11 protein-coding genes and 1 pseudogene are annotated in these 16827 nt (G+C 57.2%); 9 read left to right on the top strand and 3 right to left on the bottom strand.

What is annotated here, in order from left to right; all coding sequences use genetic code 11:
• Window positions 1–14: 14 nt before the first annotated feature.
• Window positions 15–1445 (bottom strand): amino acid permease, encoded by a 1431-nt coding sequence (locus tag HBN61_RS03205; RefSeq protein ID WP_094993765.1) that lies wholly within the window; start codon window positions 1443–1445, stop codon window positions 15–17.
• 369 nt (window positions 1446–1814) lie between these two features.
• On the opposite strand from HBN61_RS03205, the gene HBN61_RS03200 reads away from it, so the two are divergent.
• From HBN61_RS03200 to HBN61_RS03190, 3 genes are all read left to right on the top strand, one after another.
• Entirely contained in the window at window positions 1815–4913 is a 3099-nt protein-coding gene (locus HBN61_RS03200; RefSeq protein WP_170046165.1) for a transglycosylase domain-containing protein, read from the top strand.
• Between the two features lie 132 nt (window positions 4914–5045).
• On the top strand, window positions 5046–5621 hold the full coding sequence (locus HBN61_RS03195; protein ID WP_094993763.1) for a PadR family transcriptional regulator: 576 nt from the start codon (window positions 5046–5048) through the stop codon (window positions 5619–5621).
• Complete coding sequence (locus HBN61_RS03190) at window positions 5618–6403, top strand: siderophore-interacting protein (RefSeq protein WP_170046164.1); 786 nt, start codon at window positions 5618–5620, stop codon at window positions 6401–6403. The genes HBN61_RS03195 and HBN61_RS03190 overlap by 4 nt, the downstream gene beginning before the upstream one ends.
• 57 nt (window positions 6404–6460) lie before the next feature.
• Here the strand turns inward: HBN61_RS03190 and HBN61_RS03185 are convergent, their stop codons facing one another.
• Complete coding sequence (locus HBN61_RS03185; RefSeq protein ID WP_170046163.1) at window positions 6461–7108, bottom strand: Pr6Pr family membrane protein; 648 nt, start codon at window positions 7106–7108, stop codon at window positions 6461–6463.
• A gap of 7 nt (window positions 7109–7115) precedes the next feature.
• On the bottom strand, window positions 7116–7346 hold the full coding sequence (locus tag HBN61_RS03180) for a VF530 family protein (RefSeq protein ID WP_094993760.1): 231 nt from the start codon (window positions 7344–7346) through the stop codon (window positions 7116–7118).
• Window positions 7347–7568: 222 nt separating this feature from the next.
• Here HBN61_RS03180 and HBN61_RS03175 point away from each other — a divergent pair, with 222 nt between their 5' ends.
• The 6 genes and pseudogenes from HBN61_RS03175 (at window position 7569) to HBN61_RS03150 (ending at window position 16469) form a co-directional block, all read left to right on the top strand.
• Window positions 7569–9605 (top strand): TonB-dependent receptor, encoded by a 2037-nt coding sequence (locus tag HBN61_RS03175; RefSeq protein WP_170046162.1) that lies wholly within the window; start codon window positions 7569–7571, stop codon window positions 9603–9605.
• Between the two features lie 448 nt (window positions 9606–10053).
• On the top strand, window positions 10054–11436 hold the full coding sequence (locus HBN61_RS03170; protein ID WP_170046161.1) for a carbohydrate porin: 1383 nt from the start codon (window positions 10054–10056) through the stop codon (window positions 11434–11436).
• A 138-nt stretch (window positions 11437–11574) separates the two neighbouring features.
• Window positions 11575–13998 carry a glucose/quinate/shikimate family membrane-bound PQQ-dependent dehydrogenase gene (locus tag HBN61_RS03165; protein WP_170046160.1) on the top strand — a complete coding sequence of 808 codons (2424 nt, stop codon included), beginning with the start codon at window positions 11575–11577 and terminating at the stop codon, window positions 13996–13998.
• A gap of 387 nt (window positions 13999–14385) precedes the next feature.
• Window positions 14386–15085 (top strand): annotated as a pseudogene (locus HBN61_RS03160) (IS5 family transposase).
• Window positions 15086–15267: 182 nt separating this feature from the next.
• Window positions 15268–15765, top strand: coding sequence for an Hcp family type VI secretion system effector (locus tag HBN61_RS03155; RefSeq protein ID WP_170046159.1), 498 nt, complete (start codon window positions 15268–15270; stop codon window positions 15763–15765).
• Window positions 15762–16469 carry a DUF4225 domain-containing protein gene (locus HBN61_RS03150; RefSeq protein WP_170046158.1) on the top strand — a complete coding sequence of 236 codons (708 nt, stop codon included), beginning with the start codon at window positions 15762–15764 and terminating at the stop codon, window positions 16467–16469. Before HBN61_RS03155 ends, HBN61_RS03150 begins: the two co-directional genes overlap by 4 nt.
• Window positions 16470–16827 lie beyond the last annotated feature (358 nt).

The raw sequence follows: 16827 nt of genomic DNA, 5'->3' as shown, positions 1-16827 counted from the left end.
TACGGGGTTAGCGATCAGCTTTTTTTAAGCTGCGCACCCTGGTTCGACTCGCTCACTTGAGTCGGCTGCAACTTGAACACGTAAAACAGCACGGTCAGCAGGATCAAGAAAGCAGGGCCAACAAACAGCGCCACGCGGGTTTCTTCGAAGTACGCCATCAGCCCGACCACCAACAACAAGAACGCCAGTGCAGCGTAGGAGCTGTACGGGTACAGCCACATGCGGTATTTCAGGCCAGCGGCTTCTTCCGGGCTCAGGTTTTTGCGAAAGCGCAATTGTGCCAGCAGGATCATCAACCAGGTCCAGATCGCACCGAAGGTGGCAATGGCGGTTACCCACACAAAGACTTTTTCCGGGGCCAGGTAGTTAAGGACCACGCCCAGCAGCAACATCGCAATCGACAGCAGCAACGCCTGACGCGGCACGCCGTTTTTGGAGGTTGTACCGAAGTTGGCCGGTGCCTGACCATTTTGCGCCAGGCTGTAGAGCATGCGACCGGTGCTGAAAATGCCACCGTTGCAAGACGACAACGCCGCCGTGATGACCACGAAGTTGATGATCCCGGCGGCAGTTTTGATGCCCAGACGCTCAAAAGTCATCACAAACGGGCTGCCCTGAGTGCCGATTTCGTTCCACGGGTAGATCGACAGGATCACGAACAACGCGCCGACGTAGAACAGCAAAATACGCCAGAACACCGAACCAATCGCGCTCGGGATGGTTTTTTGCGGGTTCTTGGCTTCACCGGCGGTCAGGCCGATCATCTCAACGCCCAGGTACGCAAACATCACCATCTGCAGGGACATCAGCACGCCCTGCACACCATTGGGCATGAAGCCGCCGTGGGTCCACAGGTTAGAAATACCCAGCGCGACGCCATCGTTGCCAAAACCGAAGGCGATGATCCCGATGCCGCCAAGCACCATCGCAATGATGGTCACAATCTTGATCAGGGCAAACCAGAACTCGAACTCACCAAACGCCTTGACCGCGATCAGGTTGATCGAGCCCATGCTGATCAGCGCGGCAAGCGCCCAGATCCAACGCGGGACATCCGGGAACCAGATCCCCATGTACACCGCCACTGCAGTGATTTCCGCGACGCAGGTCACCAGCCACAGGAACCAGTAGTTCCAGCCGGTCAAAAAGCCCGCCAGCGGGCCCAGATAATCTTGTGCGTAGCGGCTGAACGAACCGGCTACCGGGTTGTGCACGGCCATTTCGCCGAGCGCACGCATGATCACCAGAATGGCCAAGCCACCGATGATGTAGGACAGCATGATGGCAGGCCCTGCCATTTCAATTGCCTTGGCCGAGCCCAGGAAAAGGCCTACGCCGATACAGGCGCCAAGCGCCATCAAGCGAATATGACGTTCGCCCAGTTCACGCTTGAGCGGACCGCCCTGAGCGGTGTCGCTGTGGGGCTGGTGGTTGCCGACTGGCATAAAAGTACAACCTCATATTGTTATTGGATGTGGCATCAATCGGGCGCTCTACCAAGCCGGGCGTGTGACCCGGCTCCCCTCTTGATCGGCCCGGACCTCGTGGGTCGACAGGTCAAAAGGGAAATGCCCTACTGAGATCGGCGGCGAGTATTGCACAGCGTTGGTGCACAGTCATGCCCCTACCTAGGACGTATTTACCTGACTTGAAGGCTCTATCCCTATGCTTTCAGGCAAATTATCTGACAGACGGAAGTGCGGCGCGTGTCGGAAAACCAGAGTAAAGAACGGCGCACAAAGTGCTCGCCTCTTTGGGGCAGCGTCTACGCTTGATTCAAGCGCAGCCAAAATGCGTAGGTGGATCGGTCGACTATGGGCGCACTGTGGCATTCAAACTCCAGCAAACTCGCAGTGCCTGAAACGGCAGTGGAAGACCTCCCGTCCCCGCCGCCCAGGTCGCGCGGGCGGCGTTATGGCTGGATGTTGTTTGGCCTGCTGCTGTTGATCGCGCTGGGGGTGCTGGGAGTTGCCGTGGAGAAGGAAGTCCGTACTTCCAGGCTACAAGCGCAGGAATTCAGTCGCTTTGCCGCAGCCCTGAACTACTCGATACACGCAGGCGCCAGCGATTCCATGCTGTATCCCGGCGCGGGACCGTTCGACAAGCGTTTGGGCTACAGCTCGCTGGGCGACTTTTTGCCGCGCCTGTTAAAACGCGACTACGTAATTGCAGAGCAAACTCGTTTCTCGCCAGCGCTATTGAGCTACAGCAAAAAAGGGTTTTTCGTCCCCTACTCAGAAAAGATTCAGGCCGGACTGTCTATCACGGACTGCTCGGGGGCGCCGCTGTACCACTACAACTACCCGCAGCAGCTTTATTCCAACTTCGCCAGCATCCCGCCCGTGGTGGTGCAGAGTTTGCTGTTCATTGAAAACCGCGACTTGCTCGACCCCGCAAAGCCGCTGGCCAACCCGGCGGTGGACTGGCCGCGCTTTGCCATGGCTGCGTGGTCACAGGTGGCAAAAATACTTCATTTACCCGGTCAGTCGGCAGGGGGCAGCACGTTGGCCACCCAGCTTGAGAAATACCGGCATTCCCCCGATGGCCTCACTGTATCTGGCAGTGAAAAACTGCGGCAGATGATTTCTGCCAGCGTGCGCGCGTACCAAGACGGCCCCGATACCCTGCAGGCACGCGAGACAATTGTGCGCGACTACCTCAACAGTGTGCCCTTGTCGGCTGTACCGGGGCATGGCGAGGTTCACGGCATGGCCGAAGGCTTGCGCGTCTGGTACGGCGCCGACTTCAATCAGGTCAATCAGCACCTGGCAAGCACCGCCAGCGATCCGCAAAGCCTTGCGCAGCGCGGGTTGGCGTTACGCGAAGTGCTGTCACTGATGATTGCCCAGCGCCGCCCTTCGCATTACCTGGCCAAAGGCCGCGACGAGTTGGCGGTGCTGACGGACAGCCATATCCGCCTGCTGGCCCAAAACAAGGTGATCGATCCCGCGCTGACGACCGCCGCGCTGGCCAGCCGTGTGACATACCGTGACTGGAACGCCGCGCCGACGATCCAGCCGATCGAAACCAACAAAGGCATCAGCGTGGCCCGCGGTCGTTTGTCGGCCCTGCTCCAACGCCCTTTGTACGACCTTGACCGCCTCGACTTGTCTGCCACCAGCACCTTGCAATACGACTTGCAGCGCCAGGTCAGTGAATACCTGCGCAAATTGGCCGATCCCGCCTTTGCCGGCCAATTGGGGCTGCTGGGCGAGCGCTTGCTCACCCCCAGCAGCACGGCGCAGGTGCGTTACAGCTTCACCTTGTTTGAACTCACGCCCGATGGCGCCCGTGCCCGGGTACAAACCGACAACACAGATCAACCATTCGACATCAATGAAGGCAGCAAACTGGAGCTGGGCTCGACCGCCAAACTGCGGGTGCTGACCACTTACCTGCAAATCATTGCCGAATTGCATGCGCGTTACGGCGGCCAGTCCAGCGCCAATCTGAAAAAAGTTCAGGTCGAAGATCAAGACCGCTTGAGTCGCTGGGCGCTGGATTATCTGATCCGCGACCCTGACGCGAGTCTTGCCAGCATGCTCGATGCAGCGCTCAACCGTACCTATTCGGCAAACCCGGGCGAGCGGTTTTTCACTGGCGGCGGCATGCATCACTTCAACAACTTTCGCAATCAGGACAACGGCCGCAACCCGACCCTGCGCGACGCCATTCGCGAGTCCATCAACCTGCCGTTTGTACGGTTGATGCGCGATGTGGTGCGTTACACGACGTATCAGGCGCCGAGCAACAGCGCAGAACTGCTCAAGGACGACCTAAACCCCCGTCGGCAGGAATACCTGGCACGCTTCGCAGACCGTGAAGGCACCACCTACATGCTCAAGTTCTGGAAAAAATACAAAGGCAAGGACACCCAGGCGCGCCTCGATACCTTTCTGGACAGCATGCACCCGACGCCGATTCGCATGGCGGCGGTGCACCGTTATCTGTTTCCTCATGCCGATCAGGCGACCTTCAACAGTTTCGTCCGTTCGCATTTACGCACTGACAAGGTGCCTGACGAGCGTCTGACCACGCTGTATCAAAGCTACGGTCCCGGCGCTTATGACCTGCCGGATCAAGGCTACATCGCCAAGGTGCACCCGCTGGACCTGTGGCTGATGGGCTATTTGCTGAACAACCCGCAAGCCACGTTTCAACAGGCCGTAGCCGCCAGCCAGTTCGAGCGTCAGGAGGTTTACAGCTGGCTGTTCAAAAGCCGACACAAGAGCGCGCGGGACAGCCGGATCCGCACGATGCTGGAGATCGAAGCGTTCCTTGATATCCATCAACGCTGGCAGAAAGTGGGTTACCCGTTTGATCACTTGGTGCCTTCGCTGGCGACCGCGCTGGGCAGTTCAGGGGATCGCCCGGCAGCGCTCTCCGAGCTGATGGGGATTATCTTGAACGATGGCGTGCGTTTGCCGGTGTTGCGCATCGATACGTTGCATTTCGCCGCTGGCACACCCTATGAAACCCGCTTGGTCAATGACCCGGACAAGGGCGAACGGGTAATGCCCAGTGAAGTGGCCACCGCGCTGCGCGAGGCCCTTTCGCAGGTGGTGGACGCCGGTACGGCACGCCGTGTGTCGGGCAGCTTTAAACAACCCGACGGCAGTGTGCTGGCCATGGGCGGCAAAACCGGCACTGGCGATAACCGCATTGAAAGCATGGGGGCTGGCGGGCGGCTTATCAGTTCCAAGTCGATCAACCGCACAGCGACGTTTGTGTTCTACATCGGCGAACAACACTTTGGCACCCTGACCGCATTTGTGCCGGGCCGCTCGGCCGAAGCCTTCAAATTCACTTCCGCGTTGCCAGTGCAAGTGCTCAAAGGCATGGCGCCCATCCTCACTCCCTACCTACAACCCGCCACCCACACGTTATGTAATTCGCCCACCGCGCAACTGTAGCCCCTGCCAAGCACCCGTGAGTGAAAAAAGCCCTCCGTCCATTTGAGAACTATTACCGTTCATCACTTCATCTTGAACAGTCTTAAGATATATCTTAAGTTGTATCTAACTTATACAAAGAGCGAAGATAAAATGAGAGAACACCATCACCCCCGAGAGCATGGCGTGCACGCGGATGGTTTCGAGAAGCGCCCCGGCCGTGAACGCGGTGGCCGGGGGCCTCGCGTATTTGCACCGGGCGACCTGAAACTGCTGTTGCTGGCCCTGATCGCCGAACAGCCTTGCCACGGGTATGACCTGATCCGCCAGATCGAAACCCTGTTCGATGGCGCGTACAGCCCAAGCCCCGGCGTGATTTATCCGACCCTTACGTTCCTTGAAGAAAGCGAGATGATTGAGGGCGATACCGAAGGCGGCAAAAAACGGTATTGCATCACCGACGCGGGTCGCCAGTCGTTGACCGAACAGGCGATTGCCCTGGAAGGCGTGCGGATGCGCATTGAAGTGAGTAAACGCTCGTTGCGTGGCCATGACCGGCCGCAAGAAATCCACGAGGCCGTTCACAACCTGCGTCATGCCCTGCAAATGCACCACGGTCGTTGGAATCCGGAAGAAATCCTGCGTGTGCGCGACCTGCTCAATAGCACCGCCAAAGCCATTGTCGATGGCACCGTAACTGCACGGCCTGCGCAGGAGAATGCTCAATGAATGCCGTAACCGCCCAGACCATTCACCGCGTCATGCATGAAATTAAACGCCGAAAACTGGACGTACTGCGTGTCGTCGAGCTGACCCCACGCATGCGCCGCATCACCCTAGGCGGGCCTGAGCTGGCCGGGTTTATCAGTTTGGGCAGCGATGACCACGTGAAACTGTTCTTCCCGCAAAACGCCGAAGAACAAGCCGCACTGGAAAGCCTTGAACTGAGCGCAGGCCTGAAAAGCCAGGCCATGCCGCCGATGCGTGATTACACGCCGCGTCGCGTTGATCTGAAGGCACTCGAACTGGACATTGATTTCGTGCTGCATGGCGATGGCCCTGCGTCCACTTGGGCGGCGCAGGCCCAACCCGGTCACACCCTGCACATCGGTGGCCCGCGCGGTTCGATGGTGGTGCCAGACATGTTCGACAGTTACCTGCTCATTGGGGACGAAACGGCCCTTCCCGCCATCGCCCGCCGCTTGGAAGAGCTGCCGGCCAACCGCCGTGCCACTGTGGTGATCGACATCGAAAATGCCGCAGAAGAGCAACCGCTCAACAGCGCGGCGACCGTCGAAGTGATTTGGGTGCACCGCGATGAGCCCGAGGAAGAATTGCTCAGTACGGTCGCGCAATTGAAAATGCCTGAAGGCCAGTTGTATGCATGGGTGGCGACCGAAAGTGCACTGTCGCGCAAGGTACGCAAAGTGTTGCTCGATACCCATGGGCTGGAGGAGGCGTGGATAAAGGCCGCAGGCTACTGGCGGCTGGAGACCGGTGCCGAAGAATGAGTGACCTGGCCGATTGCTGGCTCAGCCAGAGGGCCATGATTACCCGCTGCTCAGCCCTTACTTCCAGCGATCCAGCCCCACCACGACGACCGCCACGGCGATAAAGCCTGCCAATATGCCGCTGGCATTCATGATCGTCAGCGCATAACCCAGCTTGTCGACATCGACAAACGGATACGGGTAGACCCCTAACAGATGCCCGCGTAACAGGATGTAGCCGAAATACACGATCGGGTACAGCACCCACAGACCGATGTGCCGGATACGCAGCGCGCCCTTGGGCACGCACCACCACCAATACAACGCGTACAACACCGGCATCACATCGTGCAGCAGTTCATTGGCCAGCCATTGCAGCCCCTCGGGTTGCCAGAGATTGCGCAACAACAGGCTATAGGCCCCGCCCACAACAATGATGCTCACGCATATCCCGCTGCTGACCTTGGGTTGCAGGAAGAACCGCCTGCCAGCTGATTCACGCCGCGTGGCTTCGCAGGTCAACACCACAGCAGCCAGGGTGTTGGTGAGGATGGTGAAAAAGCCGAAGTAATTGACCAACCCGCCCAACACGCTGGCGCCTGACGTCCAGCGCGCCAGCAGAATCAGATCGAGTTGAATCGCCAAGCCGCTCCAGCCGAGGATCGCCAGCCAGGTGCACAGCGTGCGGACCGTTGCTGCGCTCAATTTCACCGGGCGAGACGTCATGAGGGCGTCAAATATCGCGCTTGGTGCGGGCGTATTTCACATACAGCTTCTCGACCTTTTCCCGCGCCCAAGGGGTCTTGCGCAGGAAAGTCAGGCTCGACTTGATGCTCGGGTCACTCTTGAAGCAGCGAATATCAATGCGCTGCGCCAGCCCGTCCCACGTGTAGTGCGCCACCAGCGCGGTCAGGATCTGCTCCAGCGTCACGCCGTGCAGGGGATCGTTGTTGGGTTCAGTCATGCCGAGCCTTAAGTAAGCAAATGTAGGAAAGCCGCGCACCTTAGCCGAGCGCTGGCTCAGGGGGAAGTGCGCGTGCCTTGGCGCAGTTTAGCCCTGAGTGGGCATCCGGGATGAAAGTTCCCCATGGTTACAATTAAAGAGATGTTATATTGTAACCATTGATATCCCTAAAGAGCATACGCCTCGCCCGATTTCCCTGCCCACTTTGCCAAGGAACTTGCAATGCCGTCCCCCGTTTCCCCACGACATTTCCGCCGTTTACCCCTTACCCCGTTAGCCGCCGCCCTCTTCATCACCTCTCCCGTCTACGCACTGGAACTGCAACCCCAAGTGATTACCGGCAACCCGCTGGGCAGCCGCCAACTGGCGTCACCCACCAGCGTGATGGAAAGTGACGACCTGACCCTGCAACAGCAAGGCAGCCTGGGAGAAACCCTGAACAAACAACCCGGCGTGTCGTCGTCCTACTTTGGGCCGGGCGCCAGCCGCCCGATCATTCGCGGCCTGGATGGCGACCGTATTCGCATTCTGCGCAATGGCGTGGGCGCGCTGGACGCTTCGTCGCTGTCCTACGACCACGCCGTGCCACTGGACCCGGTCAATGTCGAACGGATTGAAACAGTGCGCGGCCCCGCCGCCCTGCTATACGGCGGCAATGCCATGGGTGGCGTGGTCAACACCTTCGACAATCGCATCCCGACACAAGCCATAGAGGGCATTCAGGGTGCCGGGGAACTGCGCTATGGCGGCGTCGCCACGACCCGCAGCAGCGCCGGCAAACTCGAAGCCGGTAATGGCACTTTCGCCCTGCATCTGGACGCCAATGCGCGGGCGTTCAATGACTTGAGAATCCCCGGCGATGCTCGCAGCCGTCATGCCCCCCAAAGCGAAAGCGGCGACGAAAAGAAAGGCCGTTTGGGCAATAGCAATGGCCGACAAGATGGCGGCGCAGTCGGCGGTTCCTACACCTGGAACGACGGATACGCGGGCCTGTCCTACAGCAACTACGACGCCAATTACGGTTCACCGGCTGAGCAGGACGTGCGCATTCGCATGAAACAGGACCACTACGCCTTCGCGTCAGAACTGCGCAACCTGCAAGGCCCCTTCAGTTCGCTGAAATTTAACGCGGGCTACACCGACTATGAGCACCGTGAAATTGAAGACGGCGAAGTCGGCACCACCTTTAAAAACAAGGGGTATGAGGCGCGTATGGAGGCAAGACACATGCCCCTTGGCTCACTCAATGGGGTAGTCGGCGCACAGTTCAATCGAAACGCGTTTTCCGCCTTGGGCGAAGAAGCGTTTGTCCCGCACACCGACACCACCAGTGGCGCGCTGTTTATTCTCGAAGAGTTTCAGGCCACCGACCGCCTCACATTCAGCCTGGGCGGGCGACTGGAGCACACCGTGGTTGACCCGGACGCCAAAGGCAATGAGCGCTTCGAGGCAACGGACAGCTCAAAAAGCTTCACCGCCGGCAGCGTGTCTTCCGGTGCGCTGTTGAGCCTCACCCCGGTCTGGTCGCTTGCAGCTACGCTGGGCTACACCGAGCGCGCCCCGACGTTCTATGAGCTGTTCGCCAACGGGGCGCACGTGGCTACTGGAACCTATGAAGTGGGGAACGCGAACCTGTCGAAAGAAAAAGCTGTCTCCAGCGACCTGGCACTGCGTTTTGACACTGGCACCCACACCGGCAGCGTTGGCGTGTTCTACAGCCACTTCTCCAATTACATCGGCCTTCTGGGCACAGGTCGCACGCTCAATAACGAAGGCGTACCCGACGCCGATGGCATTCCCGAATACACCTATTCCGGGGTTCGCGCACGTTTCACCGGATTTGAAGCGAAAGATCACTGGAAGCTAGGCGAAAGCGCCTACGGTAAGTTCGCTCTGGAACTGGCTGGCGATTACACCCGCGCCACCAACCTCGACACGGGCCAAGCCCTGCCCCGGATTGCCCCCTTGCGCTTGCGCAGCGGCGTCCTCTGGGAGCTGAACCGCTGGCAGGCGCGGGTGGACGTCGAACACGCCAGCAATCAGGGGCGCGTCCCGGACAACGAGTCTGGCACCGACGGCTACACCACGTTGGGCGCCAGCGCCGGTTATCACTTTGAGGTGGGCAACAGCCAATGGCTGGCGTTCGTCAAAGGCGAGAACCTGACCAACCAGACCGTGCGTTACGCCAGTTCGATTCTGCGAGACATCGCGCCAGCCCCCGGCCGCAGTATTGAAGTCGGCTTGCGCACGACGTTTTAAGGCATCAATCCGGACGCACGGCTGCAGGTTAAACCCTCAGTTGTGCGGTTTGCTCAACGTGCGGCTACGCCTCGATTCGAGTCTTTCTAGCGAAGGGAAAACACCGTTCACGCACGAAAAAAGGCCTCAAACCTTCATTTCGCCGCCGTGCGTGGAAGATCGACGAAGATTTTTTTCTAGCCGGGCTAGCTGCGACGGGGGACCGACGAAGGCCAGTAAATACTGGGCGAAACAGCCTGAGACGATCGGTCGCAGCACACTGTTACCAATTACGAAATGACCCATGTCATTTAAAGTGCTGTTTCAAAACGTTACAGCACTTTATCATTCCATTTTTAGAGGCTGAACCGATTCATTCCGCCTCAAAATCTTGAAGGGCTAGCACCGTCTCCACCAGACAGCGCTACCACAGCCACAGCCATACCTATAAAGACTCACACCTCAACCTATGTCCAAATTTTTGATGTTGCGCAAACACAGTGCGTTGTTTCCTATTGCCGGGCAAAAAGCCCTGAACCTGATGGGCGGACTCACCGCTCTCGGTCTGGCGACCTGCGTTCAGGCGGCCCCCGCCTTCGACAGCGATTCCAAATGGATGCTCGGCGACTGGAACGGCACCCGCAGCGAGCTTGAGCAAAAAGGCTATGCCTTCTCCCTCGATTACGTGGGCGAAGTGGGTTCCAACCTGCACGGCGGCTATGACCACGACCGTACGGCGCGCTACAGCGATCAGTTCGGCCTGGGCACGCACTTGGACCTGCAAAAGATTTTGGGGTGGGACGATGCTGAGTTCCAGCTGACGATTACCCACCGCAGCGGCAACAACATCAGCAACGACCGCATCAACGACCCGCGCGTGGGCGGCTTCACGTCGGCTCAGGAAGTCTGGGGCCGCGGTCAGACCACTCGCCTGACGCAGATGTGGTACCAGCAAAAATTCTTTGACCAGAAGCTCGACATCAAAGTCGGCCGCTTTGGTCAGGGCGAAGACTTCAACAGCTTCCCGTGCGACTTCCAGAACCTCGCGTTTTGCGGTTCGCAAGTCGGCAACTGGGCTGGCAGCATCTGGTACAACTGGCCTGTCAGCCAGTGGGCGTTGCGCGTCAAATATCACCTGACGCCCGAGCTGTATGCGCAGGTTGGCGCTTACGAACAGAACCCGTCCAACCTGGATCGCGGCAATGGTTTCAAGCTCAGCGGCAGCGGCACCCAAGGCGCAGTGTTGCCGGTTGAATTGGTGTGGTCGCCAAAAATCAATGGCCTGCCGGGGGAATACCGTGCCGGTTACTACTACAGTAGTGCCAAGGCAACCGATGTTTACAAAGATGCCAATGGCCAACCTGCCGCCCTGAGCGGTGAAGCCTACCGCAGCAGTTCGAGCAAACACGGCATGTGGCTGGGTGTGCAGCAGCAACTCACCAGCCGCGCCAGCGATCAGTCGAGGGGCTTGAGTGTGTTCGCCAATGCCACTGTGCACGACAAGAAGACCAACCCTATCGACAACTATGTCCAGGCGGGCATCGTCTACAAAGGCGTATTCGATTCACGCGCCAAAGACGATATCGGCTTTGCCGTGGCACGGGTTCACGTCAACCCGGCGTATCGCAAGAACGCCCAGGCGACCAATCAGGCTCGCGCTGTCTACGATTTCGACAACGCCGATTACCTGCCCCCTCAGGACACTGAATACAGCGCCGAACTCTACTACGGCGTGCACGTGACCAACTGGCTGACCGTTCGGCCGAACCTGCAATACATCCGTCACCCGGGCGGCGTCAGCCATCTGGACGACGCGCTGATTGGCGGGTTGAAGATTCAAAGCTCGTTCTGATCCAAGAACGGACTAACGCGACGAGCACGAAGCTTGAAGCTGACTCACAAGGACTTATTTCACTGATTCATACCCGCGTCGCGCCATGCTCTGCAGGGCCCGCGCGGGGAGACTATCAACGTAACGGAGAACCACACTATGAGCACTGAAGGTGCTTCAAGTCGTAGCCGCCTGTTACCGACGTTGCTCGGTATCCTGCTGCTGCTAATGGGCCTGGCCATGCTGGTCGGGGGTATCAAGCTGGTCACGCTGGGCGGGTCGATGTACTACCTGCTGGCGGGTATCGGCTTTGGTCTGTCGGGCGCATTGCTGATGGCGGGACGCCGCGCGGCGCTTGGCTTGTATGCAGTGGTGCTGTTCGCCAGCACGGTGTGGGCACTGATGGAAGTGGGCCTGGACTGGTGGCAGTTGGTACCGCGTCTGGCCCTGTGGTTTGCGATCGGTATCGTATTGCTGCTGCCTTGGTTCCGTCGTCCGCTGACCGGCGGCCAATCGGCCCCTGTCACGACCGGCGCGCTGAGCGTTGCTGTCGTGCTGGCCGGTCTGGCAGCATTGGCCAGCCAGTTCACCAGCCCTGGCGAAATCAAGGGCGAACTGGACCGCGATGCCGTTCCAGGCATGACCAACACTGCACCGGCCATGCCGGACGGTGACTGGCAGTCCTACGGGCGCACCGCCCATGGCGACCGCTACTCGCCGCTGAAAGAAATCACCCCGGAAAACGCCCACAAGCTGGTTCCAGCGTGGACCTTCCGCACCGGTGACATTCCAGGCGAAGGCGATCCGGGCGAAACAACGGCCGAGAACACCCCGCTGAAAGTCAACGGCATGCTGTATGTGTGCACCCCGCACAGCCAGGTGATTGCCCTTGACCCGGATACCGGTAAGGAAATCTGGCGTTTCGATCCGAAGATCAGCACTCAGAACGCTGAAAACTTCAAGGGTTGGGCCCACATGACTTGCCGTGGCGTGAGCTATCACGACGAGGCGGCCTATGCCAAAGCCAGCACCGAGCAGAGCGCTGCCGAGCCTGCGGTTGAAGCAGCCACTGCTAGCAACTCGTGCCCGCGTCGCCTGTTCCTGCCGACCGCCGATACCCGTCTGATCGCCCTGAACGCTGACACCGGTAAAGTGTGTGAAGAGTTCGGTGACCACGGTTCTGTCGACCTGCGCCACAACATCGGCAGCTTTGCACCGGGTGGTTACTACTCCACTTCGCCACCTGCCGTGACCAAAGATCTGGTCGTGATTGGCGGCCACGTGACCGATAACATCTCGACTGACGAGCCATCGGGCGTGATCCGTGCGTACGACGTACGTACCGGCAAACTGGTGTGGAACTGGGACAGCGGCAATCCGGACGACACCACGCCGATTGCTGAAGGTAAGCACTACACCCGCAACTCGCCAAACATGTGGTCGATGTTCGCGGTCGATGAAAACCTCGGCATGCTGTACCTGCCGATGGGCAACCAAATGCCCGACCAATACGGCGGCGACCGTACCGAAGACTCCGAGCGTTACAGCGCTGGCGTGACTGCGCTGGACATCAACACCGGTAAAGTTCGTTGGTATCGTCAGTTCACTCACCATGACCTGTGGGACATGGACGTGGGCGGTCAGCCAACCCTGATGGACATGAAAACTGCCGATGGCGTGAAACCGGCCCTGCTGGCGTCCACCAAACAAGGCAGCATCTACGTTGTTGACCGTCGCACCGGCGAAGACATCGTACCGATCCGTGAACTGCCGGCTCCGGGCGGCGCTGTTGAAGGCGACCACACCGCACCGACCCAGCCACGTTCGGACCTGAACATGATTCCGCCGGAACTGACCGAGCGCGACATGTGGGGCGTAACACCGTTTGACCAAATGCTGTGCCGGATCAACTTCAAGTCCCTGCGTTACGATGGCATGTACACCCCGCCATCGCTGCAAGGTTCGATCGTTTACCCCGGCAACTTCGGTGTATTCGACTGGGGCGGCATCTCGGTTGACCCAGTACGTCAAATTGCTTTCCTGAACCCGAGCTACATGGCCTTCACTTCCAAACTGGTTCCTCAGGCGGACGTGGCGGCAATGGGCCCTCGTAAAGGCGAAACATCCGGTGTACAACCGAACAAAGGCGCACCTTACGGTGTGATCCTGGAACCTCTGTTGTCCCCTGTCGGCCTGCCTTGCCAGGCACCCGCGTGGGGTTACGTTGCTGCGGTCGACCTGACCAACAACAACGTGATCTGGAAACACAAAAACGGCACCGTGCGTGACAGCTCGCCGGTACCAATTCCATTGTCGATGGGCGTTCCAAGCCTGGGCGGGACCTTCACCACTGCCGGTGGCGTAGCCTTCCTGAGCGGTACCCTCGACCAATACCTGCGTGCCTACGACGTCCGTAACGGCAAGCAGCTGTGGGAAGGTCGCCTGCCAGCAGGCGGTCAGGCCACCCCGATGACCTACACCGGCAAAGACGGCACGCAATACGTCGTCGTCATGGCGGGCGGTCACGGCGGCCTGGGCACCAAAAAAGGTGACTACATCATGGCGTTCAAACTGGCCGACTAAGTAACACGGCTCGTTGAAAGAGAAGCGGCTATCGAGAGATAGCCGCTTTTTTTATGGGTAAACACCGCCACGTGCTCTGAGCGACACATTTATTAATTGATCTTAATGGTGCTCCGCCTCGCTCTATATGCCGCGCTAAAGACGCTAGCCGAGGCATACGCCAAGCCAACTCATAGCATTGGCATGCGATATATCACTGCTTTTAGGGGAAGTGGATTTGCCGTTTAGGTGACTTGCGACGTACTCAACTGCATGCAGCTAAGTACACGCAGGAAAAATACCCATCGCCACAATCTAGGCTCTGTACGAAATCAGCTGAAACCAATTTGAATTCCGCGGGCGTTGAGATTCAGTAAAGTCCGCGACCATCAAAGGCAGGAGCCCATGATGGCCAAACGGTACGAACTACCCGACGCAGCCTGGGATTTGGTTGCAGATATCTTCTATGAGCCACGCCGTAGCGGGCGCCCACGAACAGATGATCGCTTGATGCTCAACGGCGTCCTTTGGGTGCTCTGCTGCGGCGCTGCCTGGCGCGACATGCCCGAGCGCTTCGGCCCTTGGTCAACGGTGTTTCAGCGCTTTCGTGATTGGCGCAACCGAGGTGTCTTCGATCAATTACTCACACGTCTCCACATCAAACTTAACGAGCAAGGCTTGATCGAACTTGACACCTGGATGATCGACTCCAATGCAGTACGTGCAACCCGAGCCTCGTCAGGCGCCGGAAAAAAAGGGGGCCTGATGAATTGCAAGATCACGCGCTCGGACGCAGCCGTGGTGGCCTGACAACCAAATTCACATGCTGTGTGATGCCAATGGCGTCCCCCTGCGCTTTCTACTTTCAGGCGGGCAGACCAGCGATATTGCCTATGCTCAACCGCTGCTGGATGAGGCTTATATTCCAAGCCTGCGCGGTCGCCCCAAATACCGGCAGCGCAACATCATCGAGCGCATGATCGGATGGTTGAAAGAGAACCGCCGCATCGTTACGCGTTTCGACAAGCTCCCGAAAAGTTTTGCGGCGATGGTCTCATTGGCCTGTGCCATGCGGTGTTTGCGGCATTACTTTTCGTACAGAGCCTAAGGCAAATCGGCTTTGCGCCAGAGTCGATCTGGTTCGCGAACAACCTCAGCTGTGATTACGGCAGGAGGGGGTTAATAGGAATTAAATAATTTCAAGGATACTAAACTTAACATTTAGGAATCATCCTACAGCAAGCTGGTCACGACTGTCATATGATGATTAGTAAATACAGGGGGTATTAAATGGCCAACCATGGATACATGTCTATTACAGAAAAAAAACAAGGCCTAATCTCTTCGGGCTGCTCTAGTCAAGATTCCATCGGCAATAAATGTCAGATCGGCCACTTTGATGAAATCATGGTATTGGCTTACTCGCACGACATGGTTGCGGGGAGCGATGGAACAGTTACAGGTGGTCGTGGGCAACACAGGCCTGTTGTTATAACTAAAAATATTGACAAGTCCTCTCCGCTGATTTCCGGCGCTTTGCATGATGGTGAAGAAGTTGAATGCGTAATTGACTTTTATCGCACTTCACCAATAGGGAGTCAGGAAAAATACTTTGTTGTTCGTTTATCCGGCGCACGAATTGCGTACATAAACTTTCAAGTACCGCATGTGATCAATATGTCGGAAGGTCAGCCGCAAGAAGTCGTCGCGATTCGCTATCGGGATATTACGTGGACACACGTTGGGGCCGGCACCAGCGCGCACAGCTCATGGAATAATGATGTATGAGCGACCAACAGTGCGACATCCATGATGTCACGAAAGTAGCCTCTGACCTGATGTCGTTGGGCTGCACGACGAGCGCTACTTACCTTGATAGCATCATGCAGCTGAAGTTCAGCTCGATTATTGCGAACTACGTAAACGAACTCATTCGCGAAGTTAATGACGGCGTTATTAGTGCCTGGGACGGGATGCAGGAACTGATCAAAGAATATGACGAGCTAGCCAATAAAGCGTGGTTTTATGCCAAAAATAATGCAGGGATTGCCGGTGAATTCATGCAATTCAAAACAGGCATTGAATCTGCTGTTATCACAAGAGGTTTTAGCCTCCCTTATAGCGGACCGATGATTGCGCACGGACTTAATAATATATACGAAGGCGGAATGAATATTTATAACAGCACCAACAACACTGTAGGACCAGTTAAGGAATTCTACAGGGAAATATTTAGAAGCGACTATTATGGAGATATGACATATTATTCTTTTGACTTAGCGCTAGCTGGAGTGGGGCTTGGGAGAAAAGTCCAAAAAGAAAATACATTTAAGCTATTTAAAAACACCCCAGAAGATTATGAGCGAGCTTACAAGCAAACAGGGAAAATCGCTCTAACATTAGAAGCTTTTGTTGATGCAATAAACATACAATCAATACACACATTAAAAACAGAGCACCATCCTAAAGATGGTGCTGATGGTCAGCACTAAAGCTGCACTCATCAGAAAATTCCTCTTAATCGGGGGATAGCATGAATTAATCCTACTACGCACATGACAGTATAAGTCACAGCAGCTGTGGCGTAGAGAGCGCTATCAGACAATATGAAAAGCCTCTCAATCACCCAAAGTACAATCATAGCATTTAAACCTGCCGACCCTAAAACCAGCAGTGTTACTACTGTGCAATACCGAATATCTTCCATTTTCATAAAAAACCTTTAGGGATGCTCCGATCAACTTGTCGTGCAGCCGCGGCAAGTTGCAATTTTCCAGGCACCTACAGCGTCATTGGACGAAAAGTGACCGAAAAATCATGTACGGAGAGCTTTTTCGACCGGTTCTCCGT

Origin of the sequence: Pseudomonas sp. WS 5071, assembly GCF_012985765.1 — a bacterium.
Classification (GTDB): domain Bacteria; phylum Pseudomonadota; class Gammaproteobacteria; order Pseudomonadales; family Pseudomonadaceae; genus Aquipseudomonas; species Aquipseudomonas lundensis_A.
This window is presented reverse-complemented; position numbering and strand designations above follow the sequence as displayed.

Bases quoted from the DNA above. Each gene is read 5' to 3' on its own strand.
- HBN61_RS03205 (WP_094993765.1), bottom strand. From the start codon at position 1,445: ATGCCAGTCGGCAACCACCAGCCCCACAGCGACACCGCTCAGGGCGGT.
- HBN61_RS03200 (WP_170046165.1), top strand. From the start codon at position 1,815: ATGGGCGCACTGTGGCATTCAAACTCCAGCAAACTCGCAGTGCCTGAA.
- HBN61_RS03195 (WP_094993763.1), top strand. From the start codon at position 5,046: ATGAGAGAACACCATCACCCCCGAGAGCATGGCGTGCACGCGGATGGT.
- HBN61_RS03190 (WP_170046164.1), top strand. From the start codon at position 5,618: ATGAATGCCGTAACCGCCCAGACCATTCACCGCGTCATGCATGAAATT.
- HBN61_RS03185 (WP_170046163.1), bottom strand. From the start codon at position 7,108: ATGACGTCTCGCCCGGTGAAATTGAGCGCAGCAACGGTCCGCACGCTG.
- HBN61_RS03180 (WP_094993760.1), bottom strand. From the start codon at position 7,346: ATGACTGAACCCAACAACGATCCCCTGCACGGCGTGACGCTGGAGCAG.
- HBN61_RS03175 (WP_170046162.1), top strand. From the start codon at position 7,569: ATGCCGTCCCCCGTTTCCCCACGACATTTCCGCCGTTTACCCCTTACC.
- HBN61_RS03170 (WP_170046161.1), top strand. From the start codon at position 10,054: ATGTCCAAATTTTTGATGTTGCGCAAACACAGTGCGTTGTTTCCTATT.
- HBN61_RS03165 (WP_170046160.1), top strand. From the start codon at position 11,575: ATGAGCACTGAAGGTGCTTCAAGTCGTAGCCGCCTGTTACCGACGTTG.
- HBN61_RS03155 (WP_170046159.1), top strand. From the start codon at position 15,268: ATGGCCAACCATGGATACATGTCTATTACAGAAAAAAAACAAGGCCTA.
- HBN61_RS03150 (WP_170046158.1), top strand. From the start codon at position 15,762: ATGAGCGACCAACAGTGCGACATCCATGATGTCACGAAAGTAGCCTCT.